At 64.0% G+C, this 15,807-nt stretch carries 16 protein-coding genes and 1 pseudogene; 9 read left to right on the forward strand and 8 right to left on the reverse strand.

The window, feature by feature from the left end:
* Positions 1-14 precede the first annotated feature (14 nt).
* Together FE851_RS09215 and FE851_RS09220 are read right to left on the reverse strand one after the other, a co-directional pair.
* Positions 15-1,118, reverse strand: a complete 1,104-nt coding sequence (locus FE851_RS09215; RefSeq protein ID WP_145201835.1) for an NAD(P)/FAD-dependent oxidoreductase — start codon at positions 1,116-1,118, stop codon at positions 15-17.
* Positions 1,115-2,077, reverse strand: a complete 963-nt coding sequence (locus tag FE851_RS09220) for an alpha/beta fold hydrolase (RefSeq protein ID WP_181316581.1) — start codon at positions 2,075-2,077, stop codon at positions 1,115-1,117. The genes FE851_RS09215 and FE851_RS09220 overlap by 4 nt, the downstream gene beginning before the upstream one ends.
* 41 nt (positions 2,078-2,118) lie before the next feature.
* On the opposite strand from FE851_RS09220, the pseudogene FE851_RS09225 reads away from it, so the two are divergent.
* The 8 genes and pseudogenes from FE851_RS09225 (at position 2,119) to FE851_RS09260 (ending at position 9,717) form a co-directional block, all read left to right on the forward strand.
* Positions 2,119-2,596, forward strand: a pseudogene (locus tag FE851_RS09225) (prepilin peptidase).
* A 51-nt stretch (positions 2,597-2,647) separates the two neighbouring features.
* Entirely contained in the window at positions 2,648-3,658 is a 1,011-nt protein-coding gene (gene cpaB, locus FE851_RS09230; RefSeq protein ID WP_145201843.1) for a Flp pilus assembly protein CpaB, read from the forward strand.
* Position 3,659: 1 nt separating this feature from the next.
* Positions 3,660-5,153 carry a type II and III secretion system protein family protein gene (locus tag FE851_RS09235; protein WP_145201846.1) on the forward strand — a complete coding sequence of 498 codons (1,494 nt, stop codon included), beginning with the start codon at positions 3,660-3,662 and terminating at the stop codon, positions 5,151-5,153.
* Between the two features lie 16 nt (positions 5,154-5,169).
* Positions 5,170-5,814, forward strand: a complete 645-nt coding sequence (locus FE851_RS09240; RefSeq protein ID WP_145201849.1) for a CpaD family pilus assembly protein — start codon at positions 5,170-5,172, stop codon at positions 5,812-5,814.
* A gap of 1 nt (position 5,815) precedes the next feature.
* Positions 5,816-7,111 carry a pilus assembly protein CpaE gene (locus tag FE851_RS09245; protein WP_145201852.1) on the forward strand — a complete coding sequence of 432 codons (1,296 nt, stop codon included), beginning with the start codon at positions 5,816-5,818 and terminating at the stop codon, positions 7,109-7,111.
* Between the two features lie 53 nt (positions 7,112-7,164).
* Positions 7,165-8,163 carry a type II secretion system F family protein gene (locus tag FE851_RS09250; RefSeq protein WP_107123653.1) on the forward strand — a complete coding sequence of 333 codons (999 nt, stop codon included), beginning with the start codon at positions 7,165-7,167 and terminating at the stop codon, positions 8,161-8,163.
* A 15-nt stretch (positions 8,164-8,178) separates the two neighbouring features.
* Entirely contained in the window at positions 8,179-9,168 is a 990-nt protein-coding gene (locus tag FE851_RS09255; RefSeq protein WP_130752226.1) for a type II secretion system F family protein, read from the forward strand.
* A gap of 132 nt (positions 9,169-9,300) precedes the next feature.
* Entirely contained in the window at positions 9,301-9,717 is a 417-nt protein-coding gene (locus tag FE851_RS09260) for a DUF2147 domain-containing protein (protein ID WP_145201855.1), read from the forward strand.
* 129 nt (positions 9,718-9,846) lie between these two features.
* Here the strand turns inward: FE851_RS09260 and FE851_RS09265 are convergent, their stop codons facing one another.
* The 6 genes from FE851_RS09265 to FE851_RS09290 form a co-directional block, all read right to left on the reverse strand.
* Positions 9,847-10,536, reverse strand: a complete 690-nt coding sequence (locus tag FE851_RS09265) for an aspartate/glutamate racemase family protein (protein WP_017182059.1) — start codon at positions 10,534-10,536, stop codon at positions 9,847-9,849.
* A gap of 116 nt (positions 10,537-10,652) precedes the next feature.
* A complete protein-coding gene (locus tag FE851_RS09270) occupies positions 10,653-12,074 on the reverse strand; it encodes an NAD(P)(+) transhydrogenase (Re/Si-specific) subunit beta (RefSeq protein WP_107123655.1) in 1,422 nt (473 codons plus the stop codon).
* Positions 12,074-12,358: a proton-translocating transhydrogenase family protein gene (locus tag FE851_RS09275; protein ID WP_006950157.1), complete on the reverse strand. Its 285-nt coding sequence runs from the start codon at positions 12,356-12,358 to the stop codon at positions 12,074-12,076. Before FE851_RS09275 ends, FE851_RS09270 begins: the two co-directional genes overlap by 1 nt.
* Before the next feature lies 1 nt (position 12,359).
* Positions 12,360-12,722, reverse strand: a complete 363-nt coding sequence (locus tag FE851_RS09280) for an endonuclease domain-containing protein (protein WP_017182057.1) — start codon at positions 12,720-12,722, stop codon at positions 12,360-12,362.
* A 136-nt stretch (positions 12,723-12,858) separates the two neighbouring features.
* Entirely contained in the window at positions 12,859-13,983 is a 1,125-nt protein-coding gene (locus tag FE851_RS09285) for an NAD(P) transhydrogenase subunit alpha (protein ID WP_145201858.1), read from the reverse strand.
* 36 nt (positions 13,984-14,019) lie between these two features.
* A complete protein-coding gene (locus tag FE851_RS09290) occupies positions 14,020-14,145 on the reverse strand; it encodes an aa3-type cytochrome c oxidase subunit IV (RefSeq protein WP_017182055.1) in 126 nt (41 codons plus the stop codon).
* A gap of 153 nt (positions 14,146-14,298) precedes the next feature.
* On the opposite strand from FE851_RS09290, the gene FE851_RS09295 reads away from it, so the two are divergent.
* Entirely contained in the window at positions 14,299-15,747 is a 1,449-nt protein-coding gene (locus tag FE851_RS09295; protein WP_017182054.1) for a sigma-54-dependent transcriptional regulator, read from the forward strand.
* Positions 15,748-15,807: the final 60 nt, after the last annotated feature.

Consider the following 15,807-nt stretch of genomic DNA (forward strand, 5'->3'; position numbering starts at 1 on the left):
CCAGATTCGTTTCGTCAGCGAAACCGGGTCGGAGAATAGGCATCCGCATCAATGCCTGCAACGCTTTCCGGCGGGGCTTCCCCGCGCAGCCGGGCGGCCGCCAGCAACGCGGCGGCGGGCGCGGTCTGGATGCCGAAACCGCCCTGCCCGGCGAACCAGAAAAAGCCCGGCCTATCCGGGTCGAACCCATATACCGGGGCACGATCGGGCGCGAAGCTGCGCAGGCCCGCCCAGACATGCTCGACCCGCGCGATCGGCCAGTCGACCGCCTTTTCGAACCGCGCGATCGCTTCCGCCACCGCCAGTTCTTCAGGTGCAGCGTCGCACGGGGGCGACGGCGCCTCGTCATGCGGGGTCAGCCAGACGCGCCCCTGCCCTTCCGGCTTGAAATAGAATCGCCCGGCCAGATCCATGATCAGCGGCAGGTCGGGCGATGGCATGGATGGCACGCCCAATTGCACCACCGTCCGCCGCAACGGGGTCAAGCCGATCGGCGCGACGCCGCTGGCGCGCGCCACATCGTCCGCCCATGCCCCCGCCGCATTGATCAGGATCGCGCAGGCGATCACTCCGTCCGGCGTCTCCACCTGCCAGCCACCACCCACGGCGCGCGCCGCACATAGCCGCGTGGCCAGCCGCACTTCGCCGCCGCGCCGCCGGAACTGGCGCAAATAGGCCTGGTGCAGCGCAGCCACGTCAATATCCTGACAACTCGCCTCCATGACGCCCATGGTCCAGTCCGGCCGCAACCCCGGCACCAGCGCGGCAGGATCGACAGGCTCCAGAACCACCTTGCCCGCAAATTCCGTCATCAGCGCATCGCGATGCCCTTCATCCCCGGCCCGTCCGACATGCAATGTGCGCCGCGGCGACAGGAAGCTGCCGTCATGAAAATCAGGGTCGGGAACGCTCAGCAACGGCCCTGAAGCGGTCGTCAAAGGCTGTACCGCCGCGCCGCCATAGGTTTCTTCCCAAAACGCCACGGATCGGCCAGTGGCGTGGTAGCCGGCCCGATCCTCCATCTCCAGCAGCAGGACACGCGCCTCTCCCACCAGTTCCGCGCCCAGGCTGGCCCCGGCCATGCCACCGCCCACAATAACGATATCGGGATGGCTCACGCCGCCATCTCGTCCAGAAAGGCGTCGATCCGCCGCAGCGCGTCCAGCCGGACAGGATCGAGTTCGCGCAATATCTCATGCGCGGCCTCTCGCCCATAGACATGCAATCGCGCACCGGGAATCCGCGCGGCGACGCGGCGGATCGCCGGGGTGGACACCAGTTGGTCAGCGCGAGTCGCCAATATCAGCAGCGGCACGGCAAGCCGCGCCAATGCATCACTCTCCGCCAATGCCCGCGTCGATTCCAGCGCCTGACTGACCCAGGTCCAGCTTGGCGGCCCCAGCGCAATGTCACGGCTATGGTCACGCCACCATAGTTCGTCGGCATAGCGGTCCGGGTCATGGGTCAGCCGCTTCTGCCGTATCCGTCGCTGCCGTTCGGACCCTTCCTTCTGTGTCCAGGCTTGCCGCGCGCCCTGGCCCAGGCACAGCATCGCCCGCGCCACGGCCACGGCCAGCCATCGCGGCAAGGGCGCGCTATGCACGTCCAGCATCGGCGCGACCGTCACCGCCGCATCGGGCGCTGGCATCCCTTCGGCCAGCGCGCGCAGCAGCAAATGCCCGCCCATGCTGTGCGCCACCATCGCATATGGCCCGTCTCCCTCCGCGCGCCAGTCTGCCGCCAGCGCCTTCAGGTCCGTGATCCAGTCGGCAAAATCGCCAATATGGCCAGTCATCGGATCGTCGGTCAGCCGACCCGATCCTCCCTGCCCGCGCCAGTCGAATGTGGTGACCGCCCATCCGCGTTCGGCCCAATGGTGGACCACCTCCAGATATTTTTCGATCATGTCGCCGCGCCCGCCCAGCACCAGCATCCGGCCCCGCGTTCCATCGCCCAGTTGATAGCGGCGGATCGGCCAGCCGTCGGGCGCGCTCCAATAGTCCAGCCGCCCGCCCATCGGCCAGGCGCGGCGGTCAAAGGATGGCGTAGTGAAGCGGGGCGAATCCATGCGGGCCATGGTTACGGTTTGGTAAGCCATCGGGTCTAGGGTCAAATCCCATGACGGGGGAATATTTCAAAATCATACTGCTCTGCGCCCTTGGCGCACTGCTGATCGCGGCAGCGGTCACCGATTTGCGTGCGCGCATCATCTCCAACCGGCTCAACCTGGCGGTCGCGGCCCTCGCGCCGCTCTGGTGGCTGGCTAACGGCTATGCGCTCTGGCCCGACATGGCGGTGCAACTGCTGGTCGGCGCAGCCATCTTCACCCTGTTCGCCGCGCTGTTCGCGCTCGGCATGATGGGCGGCGGCGACGTGAAGCTGCTGACCGCGCTGGCGCTGTGGTTCCCGTGGCAGGCGATATTGTCGCTGGTCATGCTGATGGCGCTGCTGGGCGGCGTGGTCACGCTGGTCACCGTCATCCACCACAAGATGACCCACAGGCTGGGACAACCTGAAATTCCCTATGGCGTGGCGATTTCCCTCGCGGCGCTGTGGCTGCTGCCGTGGCCAACGATATTTTAACCAATTTACGTGATGAGTGAAGCACTGGGGGCAGTGCTCCCATTACAGGGAGGCGAATTTCGTCATGGATGCCAAGAAAATCGTGCTGCTGGTAGGAGCGCTTATCATAGCGGTCACTACGGCCTTGCTTGCCCGCAGCATGTTGAGCTCCTCCAGCACACCGCAGGTCAATGCCGCGTCGATGCCCGTGGAGGCCGATCAGCCCCATGTGCTGGTCGCGACCAAGGCTTTGCCGGTTGGCACCATCCTGGATGCTGAAAGCTTCCGCTTCCAGCCCTGGCCCAAGGATCTGATCGAACAGGCCTATTATCTCAAGGGTCAGGCCGATCCGGCGAAACTGGCAGGCAGCGTAGTACGCACCGCCATTTCCGCCGGACAGCCGCTGACCCAGGGTGGCCTGGTCAAGCCCGGCGATCGCGGCTTCCTGGCCGCAGCGCTTGGCGCAGGGATGCGCGCGGTCACCGTTCCCGTCTCGGCGCAAAGCTCGGTCGCGGGCTTCGTGTTTCCTGGCGACCGCATCGACCTGGTCCTGACGCAAAGCGTTGCGGGCGGTGGCGATGGCGAAGCGCTCAAAGTCTCCGAAACCATCCTGCGCAACCTGCGCGTCCTTGCCACCGACCAGCGGATGGATGCGATGGGCGCGGACGGCAAGCCGGAAGTACGTACCTATTCCAACGTCACGATCGAAGTGACGCCCAAGATCGCGGAAAAGATCGCGGTTGCCCAGACCATCGGCTCCCTGTCGATGTCGCTGCGCTCGATCGCCGATACCGCGTCTGATCTGGACGCTGCCATTGCCGGTGCCGATGTCGATCTGCCCGATGGCGCCAGCCCGAACGCGGAAAAGGCGATCATCGCCAAGATCGCGTCGCGCCCCATTGATCGCGGCTCCACCTATTCGACCGGCGCCGACGTGTCGCGCTACCAGCGCAGCTCGGTCCCGGCCAAGGCCGAAAACGGCCCGGCGATGGCTGGCACCGGCGCCCAGATTACCGCACCGGCTGCCGTCAGAGGCCCGGTCATCCGCGTCGCCCGCGGCACCAACGTGACCGAAGTTCCGGTCGGGGGGAAGTAAGATGAAGTCGATGCTCCAGATGTCCGGGCGCAAGGTCGCCGGACCCGCGATCGCGCTCGGCCTTGCCGTCGCCATGACCGCCGTGCCCGGAACGGCCGTCAACGCCGCGCCGTCCAGCGCACAGGACAATGCGATCCTCATGTCGGTCGGCGGCAGCCGTGTCGTCAACCTGGGCGCCAAGATGTCCGACGTGGTGATCGGCGATCCCGAAGTGGTCGACGTCCATGTCCGCTCGCAGAACCAGCTTTACCTGATTGCCAAGAAGGCAGGCGAAACCTCCGTGTTCGCCACCGCCCCCAACGGCAAGGTACTGTTTTCCGGCACGGTTCGTGTCGGCAACAACCTGACCAGCATCGATGACATGCTCCGCCTGGCGATGCCCGGCGCGAACATCGCAGTCAACAAGATGAACGGCATGGTCCTGCTGACCGGCACCATCCAGGCCCCCGAAGATGCCGCCGAAGCCGAACGGCTGACGCAGGCCTTTGTCGGCAAGGAGACCACCGTGGTCAGCCGCCTGCGCATGGCTACGCCGTTGCAGGTGATGCTCCAGGTCAAGATTTCCGAAGTCGCCAAGGATGTCGGTCACAAGATCGGCACGAATTTCTCCAGCCTGGATACGTCTGGTGGCAAGGTGCTGGGCAATATCGGAGGCGGCACACGCAACTTCGTTACTCAGTCAACGACAGCTGCAGGCCAGACCTGGACTTTCAACAACCCTAGCGACGGCAGCTACAGCCTTGGCGGCGTTGCTCGCATATTGGGCATGGACATCGCCGGTGCTCTGGACCTCGCCGAATCGAGCGGCCTTGCCACCACGCTGGCGCAGCCCAACCTGACTGCCTTGTCTGGTGAGACGGCCAGCTTCCTGGCGGGCGGCGAATATCCCTACACGGTCAGCAACGGCACGCAGGGCAACAGCATCGAATTCAAGCAATATGGCGTACAGCTGGCCTTCACACCGACGGTGCTGGCCGATGGCCGCATTTCGCTGCGGGTTCGCCCGACCGTTTCCAGCCTGGATTTCACGCTGAACGCGAACGTCCCAGCACTGAAAAGCCGCACCGCCGAAACCACGGTGGAGCTGGGTTCGGGTCAGGCCTTCATGATTGCGGGCCTGCTCAACAATGAAACCAGCAACGGCATCAACAAGGTGCCGGGCATCGGCAACCTGCCAATCCTGGGCAGCCTGTTCAAGTCGCGCCAGTTCCAGCGCAGCGAAACCGAACTGGTCATCGTCGTCACCCCCTATCTGGTGAAGCCGATGAACGCATCGGACGTGCGCCTGCCGACCGACGGCTTCCGCAACGCCAATATCGGTCAGGGGTTGCTGCTTGAGCAGGGCAATGACGGGATCAGTGGCAAGCGCGGCGAAATGCCACGCCGCGCCCCCGGATCGCCCACGCCGGTTACCCCCGGCCCGCAGGCGTCCGCCGCCGCGCCGGTCGCAAAGCCGGGCAAGCCCGGCAAAGCTGCCCCCGGTTTCAGCTTCTGACGGAAGGACCAAAGACATGACCTATCTGTCCGCCAAGACTCTCACCGCCCTCGCCATATTGGCGCTGCCGCTCGCTGGCTGTGTCACTGACAGCCCCAATCGCAGCGTCGAATCGGTGCATCAGCCGGTTGTCAGCTACGCCGCCTACACGTTCGACGTGCAGGCCAGCGGCGACTCGCTGTCCGCCTATGAAGCAGGCCGTCTCAACGACTGGTTCGCCTCGATCGGGCTTGGCTATGGCGATCAGGTCGCGATCGTCACGGATGCTGGCTATTATAGCCCCGGCATTCGCGAGGGCATCGCCGATGTCGTCGCCCGTCACGGCCTGCTGGTCGCAGAGGATAGTTCAGCCGCCGCCGGCAATGCGCCCCAGGGCAGCGTCCGCCTGATCGTGCGCCGCGCCACCGCCAGCGTCCCTGGCTGCCCCGACTGGAGCAGCAAGCAGGAAACCGACATGAATCTGGGCACCACGTCCAATTTCGGCTGCGGCACCAACAGCAATCTGGCCGCGATGGTCGCCAACCCCGAAGACCTCGTCCGGGGTCAGGGCACCGACAGCAATCTGCGTACGGCCACGTCGAACCGCGCCATTTCCACCTATCGCGACAAGCCGCCAACGGGCGCTGGCGATCTCAAGCAGATGTCAGCAGGAGGCCAGTAACATGAACGCCCCATGGAAACCCGGTTTCAATGGTCAGCGTGATCCGTTTCACGCCTTCGTCTGCGACGATCACAGCTATGATCTGATCCGTTCGGTCTGCGCCGAACTGGGCTGGGCACCGGAAAAGGTGAACAAGGGCGGGATGCGCAACGCAGTCCAGAGCCTGTCGATCACTGCATCGCCGCAAATCCTGTTCGTCGATATGTCCGAAAGCGGCGATCCGCTCAATGACATCAACAGCCTGGCGGAAGTGTGCGAACCCGGCACCGTCGTGATCGCGGCGGGCCAGGTCAATGACGTTCGCCTCTATCGCGATCTGGTGGCCAGCGGCATTCAGGATTATCTGCTCAAGCCGTTTGGCGCCGACCAGTTGCGCGACGCGCTGGCCAATGCGCAGGCCGTGTTCATGGCCCCGCGCGACGCTGCGCCCGAACGCCCGCACATGACCGTTGCGGTCATCGGCACGCGCGGCGGCGTGGGCGCGTCCAGCATCGCCACCTCGCTGGCATGGATGCTCTCGGACAAGAAGAAGCGTCCGACCGCCTTGCTCGACCTCGACGTCCATTTCGGCACCAATGCGCTGGCGATGGACCTGGAACCGGGTCGTGGCCTGACCGACGCGATCGACAATCCCAGCCGCATCGACGGCCTGTTCATCGAACGCGCCATGGTGCGGGCGAGCGACACGCTGGCGATCCTGTCTGCCGAAGCGCCGATCAGCCAGCCGATGATGACCGATGGCGGCGCCTTCTATCAATTGCTGGAAGAATTCCGGCAGGTGTTTGAATGCAGCGTCGTCGATCTGCCGCGCAACATGCTGATCCAGCATCCGCATCTCATGACCGACGCGCAAGTCACGCTGGTCGTGACCGAACTGACGCTGGCGGCGGCACGCGACACGATCCGCATCCTGTCCTGGCTCAAGAGCAACGCACCGCAATCGCGTGTGCTGGTGGTCGCCAACCGCGTCCATCCCGGCTCGCCCGAAATCAGCCGCAAGGATTTCGAAACCTCGATCGAACGCAAGGTCGACGTCCTCATCCCGTTCGACCTGCGGATTGGCGCGCAGGCGGCAAAGCTCGGCAAAACATTGGCCGAAGCCGCCAAGGGCAGCAAGGTCGGCGCAGCCTGCACCGCCCTGCTCGACCAGGTGCTTGGCGCGGCCGATGCGGGCGATGGCGCCACCGGCGCTGCGGCACCGCGCAAGAAGGGCGACTCCCTGCTCGGCAAGATCGGCGACTTCCGCAACATGATGCCCTCTCGCCGCAAGGCCAAGACGGCCGCACTGGAAGATTGATCGCGTCCGCCGCCTGACCGGGCGGCGGCGCTGACTGGGGAATAGGCGAACAGATGGACGGCAATTTCATCCTGATAACGGTTTTGGTGGCAACCATGTTGGGCATGGCCATCATAGCGTTCGCCGGTCCGTCGCCGGAAAAGGCGCGCAAGCGCCGGGTCGCGATGATCCGCGGCCGTCACAGCGATTCGGCAGAAGCGCTGCTGGAAGCGCGGATGCGCAAGGCGATCACGAACCGGTCGACCGGCGTGGAAGCCAAGATGCTGGTGTCGCTGATCCCCAATCCGGAAAATCTGACCAAGCGGATCAGGATGACCGGCAAGAAATGGACGCTCAGCCAGTATATGACCGCCAGCGCGGGCATATTCCTGCTACTGTCGGCGTTCCTTATGGTGCGCGGCTTTCCGTTCCTCATGGCTGTCATGGTCGGCATGGCCGCCGCTCTGTTCCTGCCGCACTGGTGGGTCAGCCGCCTGATCAAGCAGCGGATCAACCGCTTCAACGCCAAATTCCCCGACGCGCTTGAACTGCTGACGCGCGGCCTGCGCTCCGGCCTCCCCATCGCTGAAACGCTGGGCATCGTGTCGAGCGAAATTCCAGGGCCAGTAGGCGAGGAATTCAAGCTCATCACCGAACGGATCAAGATCGGCAAGACGATGGAGCAGGCGCTTCAGGAAACCGCCGATCGCCTCGGCACGCCCGAATTCCAGTTCTTCGTCATCACGCTCGCGATCCAGCGGGAAACCGGCGGCAACCTGGCTGAAACCCTGTCGAACCTTGCCACCGTGCTGCGCCAGCGCGCGCAGATGAAGCTCAAGATCCGCGCCATGTCGTCGGAATCAAAGGCGTCAGCCTACATTATCGGCTGCCTGCCCTTCCTCGTATTCTTCATGATCTGCTACATCAACTTCAACTATATGAGCCCCTTCTTCACGCCCGATCCGGCGGGCATTTTCGGGCTTTCGCTGATGCAGGTGATCGGCATCGGGGGCATGTGCTGGATGGCGATTGGCGCCTTCATCATGGCCCAGATGGTCAATTTTGAAATCTGATCGGGGATAAGAGACATGGACGCCCCTACCCCTGCCGGCACACTTTTCGGCATGACCGCCACCGATTTTGGAACCTTGCTCGCCGCGCTGGCGACGCTTGCCATGCTGTTCGCCCTTTATGCGATCATGACCGTGCGCGATCCGATGGCCAAGCGGGTCAAGGCGCTTAACGATCGTCGCGAACAGTTGAAGGCGGGCATCACCGCATCGACCGCCAAGCGTCGCGCAAAGCTTGTCCAGCGCAACCAGACGACGGACCATATGCGCTCCTTCCTGTCGAGCCTGAAGGTTCTGCAGGACGACCAGCTCAAGGACGCGCAAATTCGCCTGGCGCAGGCCGGTATCCGGTCAAAGGACATGGCCGTCGCCGTCATCTTTGGCCGCATGATCATGCCGATCGTCATCGGCGGCGCAGCGGCCTTGCTGCTCTATGGCGTCGGCATCGAGCCGGAATGGGGACCGGTGAAGCGCTTTTTCGCCTTCGCGATCGCGCTGCTGCTTTCCTACAAAGCCCCTGACATCTTCATCGACAACAAGGTGCAGAAGCGCTCCGCCGCGATCCGCAAGGGATTGCCCGACGCGCTCGACCTGCTGGTCATCTGTGCCGAAGCAGGCCTGACCGTCGATGCCTCCTTCAACCGCGTGGCGCGCGAACTGGGCAAGGCCTATCCTGAGCTTGGCGACGAGTTTCAGTTGACCGCGATCGAACTCAGCTTCCTGACCGAACGGCGCATGGCGTTCGAAAATCTCGCCACCCGCGTCAAGCTGGACGCGGTCAAGGGCGTGGTGACCACCATGATCCAGACCGAAAAATACGGCACCCCGCTCGCTTCGGCGCTGCGCGTGCTGTCCGCCGAATTCCGTCATGAGCGCATGATGCGCGCCGAAGAAAAGGCCGCGCGCCTGCCCGCGATCATGACCGTGCCGCTGATTCTCTTCATTCTGCCGACCCTGTTCGTCGTCATCCTGGGCCCGGCGGCCTGCTCGATCAGCACGGCCTTCTGAAAATTCCGGCGCACGGCGGCCCGCTGCCGTAGCGTTCCCAACCAAAACGCCCGCTTCCGCCAAAAAAAGGCGGTGGCGGGCGTCGCGATTTGCGGCATATCTTCCGGCAAAAGATATGGAGAAACGGATCGCATGAAAGCTGCCACCATTGCCCTTGCCGCCCTGACCACGGCCACCACCCTGCCCGCTTATGCCGCGCAGCCCGTCATAGGTCGCTGGGCCACTGTCGAGGCCAAAGCCATCGTCAACATCGCCCAGTGCGGCAAAAGCCTCTGCGGCAAAATCGAAAAAATCCTAAAACCCACGCCGGGCCGCCCGAATACCGATGTCGAAAATGCCGACCCGGCGCTGCGCTCCCGCCCGCTCGTTGGGTTGCCCCTGCTGACCGGCTTTGGCGACGCCGGCAGTCATTGGAAAGGCACGATCTACGACCCGGAAAGCGGCAAAAGCTACACGTCCAAAATCAGCCGCAACGCCGATGGCACCCTGAAAGTCCAGGGCTGCATCGCCTTCTTCTGCAAGACGCAGACATGGACGGCGGTTCGCTAAGGCCGTGCTGGCGCGCCTCCCTGGCAACAGGGAGCGCCTTGCGACGCCCTCATGTCCAGGTCTTTACCGATCGCGACGACGCGATGATCTGGCTGTTCGAGGATGGCAGCCTGACTGAAGGCTGTCCCTCTAGCCCAGGATGAACTCGACCCCGGCCATGGCATGGATCGACGTGCAGTCGTAGATCGGCAGCACATTGGCCTTTACGTCGACGATCAGTTCCAGCTCGGTGCAGGCCAGCACAACCGCCTGCACATCCTGCTTGGCGATGTCGGTCATTTCCGACTTCATATAGCGTTCGGATTCGCGGCTGATCTTGCCGACAGTCAGCTCGTCATAGACGATGCGGTCGATCCGGTCGGCCAGTTCCATGTCGGGGGGCAGCAGCGACACGCCATGCGCAACCAGCCGCTGGCGGTAGAATTTCTCGGTCATCACGTTGCGCGTACCGATCAGCGCGGCCTTTTCGACGCCGTCGGCCTGCATCTTCTTGCCGACGCGCTCGGCGATATGCAGGATGGGCACATGCACCGCGCCCTGCACCCGGTCATAGACGCGGTGCATCGAATTGGCGCAGATCAGCAGCGCGCCCGCGCCTGCCGTTTCCAGCCGCCGCGCCGCCGCGATCAGCACGTCCGCCGCGCTGTCCCACTCCTCATCGCTGGTGCAGGCCGCAACGGTCGCAAAGTCCAGGCTCTCGATCAGCAGCGGCGCGCTATGCTGCCCGCCACGCGCACGATGCACCGCCTGGTTGATGATCTCATAATAGCGGGCGGTTGACGTCCAGCTAAGACCGCCGATCAGGCCAAGTTTGTGCATTGTCACCCCTATCCCGTCATCCCGGCGAAAGCCGGGATCTCAATTCTCTTCTGCCTGATAGCGAAAGAAAAGAGAGATTCCAGCCTTCGCTGGAATGACGGGAAATAAGGTCGCTATCAGTGCGCCAGTCCCTTGACGATTTCCTCGACCATTTTCTTGGCGTCGGCGAGCAGCATCATGGTGTTGTCCATGTAGAAGACTTCATTGTCGACGCCGGCATAGCCAGCCCCGCCCATGGATCGCTTGACGAACAGCACCGACTTGGCGTTGGCGACGTCCAGGATGGGCATGCCGTAGATGGGCGACGATTTGTCGGTCTTGGCCGCCGGGTTGGTGACGTCGTTCGCGCCGATGACGAAGGCGACGTCGGCCTGGGCGAACTCGCTGTTGATGTCCTCCAGTTCGAATACCTCGTCATAGGAGACATTCGCTTCGGCCAGCAGCACGTTCATATGGCCCGGCATACGACCCGCGACGGGGTGGATCGCATATTTGACCTTCACCCCTTCGGCCTTGAGCAGGTCGCCCATCTCGCGCAGCGCGTGCTGCGCCTGGCTCACCGCCATGCCGTAACCCGGCACGATGATGACGCTGTCGGCCTGCTTCATCAGGAACGCGGCGTCCTCGGCCGATCCGCGCTTGTAGGCGCGGTCGATCACTGGCCCGCCTGCGCCCGCCGGTCCCGCATCGGCGCCAAAGCCGCCCGCGATGACGCTGATGAAGCTGCGGTTCATCGCCTTGCACATGATGTAGGACAGGATCGCACCCGAAGAGCCCACCAGCGCGCCGGTGATGATCATCGCGCTGTTGCCCAGCGTAAAGCCCATCGCCGCGGCGGCCCAGCCCGAATAGCTGTTGAGCATCGACACAACGACCGGCATGTCCGCCCCGCCGATCGGGATGATCAGCAGGAAGCCGATGATGAAGCTGAGCGCCGTCACCGTCCAGAATATCCACGGGCTCTGGTCGGTCACGAAATAGCCGATCAGCCCCAGGATTGCGGCCAGCGTGCCCAAGTTGATGAGGTGGCGGGCGGGCAGCATGATCGGCTTGCCCGACATATTGCCGTTGAGTTTGAGGAAGGCGATGACCGAGCCGGAGAAGGTGATCGCGCCGATCGCCACGCCCAGCCCCATTTCGATGCGGCTGGCATTGTGGATTTCGCCGGTCACTACGTCCAAAATCCCGAAGGCACCGGGATTGAGGAAGGCGGCCGCGCCGACCAGGACGGCGGCCATGCCGACGAGGCTGTGGAACGCCGCCACCAGTTGCGGCATGTCCGTCATCGCGATCCGCCGCGCGATGATGAAGCCGATGCCGCCGCCGATGACGATGGCACCGATGATTTCGGGCAGGCTCACCACATCATGGGTGTAGAGCGTGGTGGCGACCGCAATCGCCATGCCGATCATGCCCATGCGATTGCCACGACGGCTCGTCGCCGGGCTGGACAGCCCGCGCAGCGCCAGGATGAACAGGACGCCCGCGGCCAGATAGGCCAGGCTCACGCCCCATGGGATCTGTGCGATCTCATGCATCACTTGCGCTCCTTCTTCTTGTACATCGCCAGCATCCGCTCGGTGACCGCAAAGCCGCCGAAGATGTTGACCGATGCAAAGACGACCGCCAGCAGGCCCAGATATTTGGCCGCAGCGCTCCCTGCTTCCGCCGACGCGACCAGCGCGCCCACGATGATGACCGACGAAATGGCGTTGGTAACCGCCATCAACGGCGTATGCAGCGCCGGCGTCACCGACCACACCACATAATAGCCGACAAAACATGCCAGCACGAAAACCGACAGGATGGAAATAAAGTCCATTCTAGTCCTCCCCTATCCTCTCTTGCGCCATCGCGACTACCCCGGCGACAGCTGTGTCAAGATCGTTCAAAATTGCGATGGCCGGTATGCGAAGGACTGTCAGTCCTTTTGCCGCAAACCAGCTATCACGCTGTTTATCCTTTACCGGCGCATCGCCCCGGCCATGTGCCTCGCCATCTACCTCGACCACCAGCCGCGCTTCGTGACAATAAAAATCAGCGACATAGGGACCAGAGGGGTGCTGGCGGCGAAACTTGAAACCTTCAGGACGTCCGCGAAGCCCCTGCCATAGCTTCACTTCGGGCAAGGACATGGCCTTGCGAAGCTGCCGTGCCTTGTTCACCTGCCCTTGCAGCACCCTCATCCTCCCCTGCAAGGGGAGGTGGCTGGCGCAGCCAGACGGAGGGGTGTCACGCTATCGAGAGGGTGACACCCCTCCACCACCAGCAAGCTGGCGGTCCCCCTCCCCTTGCAGGGGAGGACAGGGACCAAATCCGCCATCAACTGGCCAACAATCGCTCGTTCACGACCTTGCCGCCCTGCGTCAGGCGGATGGCGTTGCCGATTTCCTCGTCCAGCACCGGCGCACCCTTGTCCTTGTCCCAGAAGGCGGACAGAAAGTTGAACAGGTTGCGCGAGAAGAGGGCCGAGGCATCGGTGGCCAGCCGCGAAGGCACGTTGCGATGGCCCACAATCTTGACGCCGTGGCGCATCACCACTTCGCCCGCCACTGCGCCCTCGACATTGCCGCCCTGCTCGACCGCAAGATCGACGATCACGCTGCCCGGCTTCATCGACGCGATCTGCGCGTCGGTGATCAGGCGCGGCGCGGGGCGGCCCGGAATAAGCGCGGTGGTGATGACGATGTCCTGCTTGGCGATGTGCGAGGATATGAGCTCGGCCTGGGCCGCCTTATATTCATCCGACATTTCCGTCGCATAGCCGCCGGACCCTTCGCCCTCGATGCCCGCGACCTTCTCGACGAAGATCGCCTTGGCACCCAGCGATTCGATCTGCTCCCTGGTCGCGGCGCGCACGTCGGTCGCGCTCACCTGCGCGCCCAGGCGGCGCGCCGTGGCGATCGCCTGAAGGCCCGCCACGCCCACGCCCATGATGAAGGCGCGCGCGGCAGACACTGTGCCCGCCGCCGTCATCATCATCGGAAAGGCCTTGCCATATTCGCTGGCGGCATCCAGCACCGCCTTATAGCCCGACAGGTTCGACTGGGACGACAATATGTCCATCGACTGCGCGCGGGTGATGCGCGGCATGAATTCCATCGCCAGCGCTTCATAGCCCGCCGCCGCATAGGCATCGACCCGCGCCCGCTCGCCAAAGGGGTTGAGCCCCGCCACGATCCAGGCACCCGGACCGGCGCCGGCAATGCTCGCCACATCCGGCCCCTGCACGCCCAGCACAATGTCCGCGCCCGCCACCGTCGCGGCCCGATCCCCAACGCTTGCCCCGGCAGCGGCATAGTCCGCATCGGCCACAGACGCCGTCACGCCAGCCCCTGTCTCCACCGCAACCTGCGCGCCAAGACCAATAAATTTCTTCACCGTCTCCGGTGTCGCCGCAACGCGCTGCTCGCCCGATGCTTGCTCCTTCAGTACCGCTATCTTCATTATTATGGCATCCCCTCCTGTTCGTGCGTGATCGACCTAGCTGGAGATCAGCAGCACCACGAGCGCGGCCACCGCGATCGATGCGATCGTGCCCCACTTCATCACGCCGACAAATCCGGCATAGGTTTCGGTCGCTTTCTTGATATTTCCGTCAGACGCCATGTCCGGTCCCCTTCTGTGGCGGTTGTGGCGAACCTCTTATCCTGTCCCGCGCACCCCCTCAACCCGCACGGGCACAAGAAAATCTTTCGCGGTTAAGGCCGCCTTTACCCCCCGTCCTTACCATAGGTCACCTGTTTCTATTGAGGGGTATAGATGGCGCGCGACGGCATACCGATGCTGATGCTGATCGACGACGAACCGGCGCAAAGACGGCTGGTTTCGGCGCTGGCCGCGCGTGCCGGATGGCGGACGATCTTTGCGGGCGACGGCGAAACCGCAATAGCCACATTGGGCACCCAGGACGGGATGCAGCTAGATGCAATCATTCTTGACCAGTGGAGCCCCGACTATGAACCCGCGGGTCTGATCCGCGAGATTCGCGAACGTCGCCCCGCGTTGCCCATCCTGATTCTCACCGCCCACAATAATGTCGCCGTTGCCGTAGAGGCGATGCGCGCGGGCGCGACCGATTATCTGTCGAAGCCGATCGCGCCCGAACGGCTGCTCGCGGCGCTCAACGCGACGATCAGCGAAGGGGCGTCCCATGGCGAACTGCGCCCGCTCACCGAAAAGATCACCGCTCCCCTTTCTTTCGAGGATGTGGTCGGCTCCGCCCCGCAATTCCGCGCCGCGCTCGCCATCGCGGCCAAGGCGGCCCGCGCCCGCGTGCCAGTCCTGATCGAGGGCGAAAGCGGCGTCGGCAAGGATGTGATCGCGCGCGCCATCCATGCGGCATCCCCCCGCCACAAACAGGCGATGGTCACGGTCAATTGCGGCGCGATTCCCGCCAACCTGGTCGAATCCGAACTGTTCGGCCATGAACGCGGCGCCTTCACCGGCGCGTTCGACCGCCATGTCGGCAAATTCGCCAGCGCCGACACCGGCACCATCTTTCTGGATGAAGTCAGCGAAATGCCGCTGGACGCACAGGTCAAGCTGTTGCGGGTGCTACAGGATGGCGAAATGCAGCCGATCGGCGCGCGCCGCCCGATCCATGTCGACGTCCGCGTCATCGCCGCCACCAACAAGCGCCTGATCGAGGAAATAGAGGCCGGTCGCTTCCGCGAGGATCTCTATTACCGCCTGAACGTCGTCCAGCTGACCATCCCGCCGCTGCGCGAACGGATGGGGGATATTCCCGCGCTCTGCCGCCATCTGCTCGCGCGAATCGCGACCCAGCCGGGTCTGCGCAGCCTGGGCCTGACCGACGATGCGCTGGCGTTGCTGATGCAGCATGGCTGGCCGGGCAATGTCCGCCAGTTGCAGAACGCGCTCTTCCGCGCCGCCGTCCTGTGCGATGGCGACGCGCTGACGCCGCAGGATTTTCCGCAGATCGCGGCCCAGATCAGGACCGGCGAGCCGATCGACCGCCTCACCATCCGCCCGCGCGCCGCCAGCCAGCCGCACCGCGACGGCGCAGGCATCACCCTGTTCGAAGGCGACGGCCATGTGCGCCAGCTCGCCGAGATCGAAGCCGATGTCATTCGCCTCGCCATCGGTCATTATCGCGGCCGCATGACCGAAGTGGCCCGTCGCCTGGGCATCGGGCGATCGACCCTCTACCGCAAGCTCGCCGAACTGGGCATCGACAGCGCGGCGTAAACCGACGCGCCATCGCCTGCTCCCCATCGCTCGACCGTTGTATTCTCATGCTGCCTATGC

Origin of the sequence: Sphingobium sp. B2 (assembly GCF_007693735.1) — a bacterium.
Lineage (GTDB): Bacteria > Pseudomonadota > Alphaproteobacteria > Sphingomonadales > Sphingomonadaceae > Sphingobium > Sphingobium xenophagum.

What these genes read in the sequence shown, in the direction of transcription:
- FE851_RS09295 (WP_017182054.1), top strand. Translation starts at nt 14,299, where the DNA reads ATGGCGCGCGACGGCATACCGATGCTGATGCTGATCGACGACGAACCG.
- FE851_RS09280 (WP_017182057.1), bottom strand. Translation starts at nt 12,722, where the DNA reads ATGAGGGTGCTGCAAGGGCAGGTGAACAAGGCACGGCAGCTTCGCAAG.
- FE851_RS09290 (WP_017182055.1), bottom strand. Translation starts at nt 14,145, where the DNA reads ATGGCGTCTGACGGAAATATCAAGAAAGCGACCGAAACCTATGCCGGA.
- FE851_RS09275 (WP_006950157.1), bottom strand. Translation starts at nt 12,358, where the DNA reads ATGGACTTTATTTCCATCCTGTCGGTTTTCGTGCTGGCATGTTTTGTC.
- FE851_RS09285 (WP_145201858.1), bottom strand. Translation starts at nt 13,983, where the DNA reads ATGAAGATAGCGGTACTGAAGGAGCAAGCATCGGGCGAGCAGCGCGTT.
- FE851_RS09260 (WP_145201855.1), top strand. Translation starts at nt 9,301, where the DNA reads ATGAAAGCTGCCACCATTGCCCTTGCCGCCCTGACCACGGCCACCACC.
- FE851_RS09240 (WP_145201849.1), top strand. Translation starts at nt 5,170, where the DNA reads ATGACCTATCTGTCCGCCAAGACTCTCACCGCCCTCGCCATATTGGCG.
- FE851_RS09235 (WP_145201846.1), top strand. Translation starts at nt 3,660, where the DNA reads ATGAAGTCGATGCTCCAGATGTCCGGGCGCAAGGTCGCCGGACCCGCG.
- FE851_RS09255 (WP_130752226.1), top strand. Translation starts at nt 8,179, where the DNA reads ATGGACGCCCCTACCCCTGCCGGCACACTTTTCGGCATGACCGCCACC.
- FE851_RS09245 (WP_145201852.1), top strand. Translation starts at nt 5,816, where the DNA reads ATGAACGCCCCATGGAAACCCGGTTTCAATGGTCAGCGTGATCCGTTT.
- FE851_RS09270 (WP_107123655.1), bottom strand. Translation starts at nt 12,074, where the DNA reads ATGCATGAGATCGCACAGATCCCATGGGGCGTGAGCCTGGCCTATCTG.
- FE851_RS09220 (WP_181316581.1), bottom strand. Translation starts at nt 2,077, where the DNA reads ATGGCCCGCATGGATTCGCCCCGCTTCACTACGCCATCCTTTGACCGC.
- cpaB (WP_145201843.1), top strand. Translation starts at nt 2,648, where the DNA reads ATGGATGCCAAGAAAATCGTGCTGCTGGTAGGAGCGCTTATCATAGCG.
- FE851_RS09265 (WP_017182059.1), bottom strand. Translation starts at nt 10,536, where the DNA reads ATGCACAAACTTGGCCTGATCGGCGGTCTTAGCTGGACGTCAACCGCC.
- FE851_RS09250 (WP_107123653.1), top strand. Translation starts at nt 7,165, where the DNA reads ATGGACGGCAATTTCATCCTGATAACGGTTTTGGTGGCAACCATGTTG.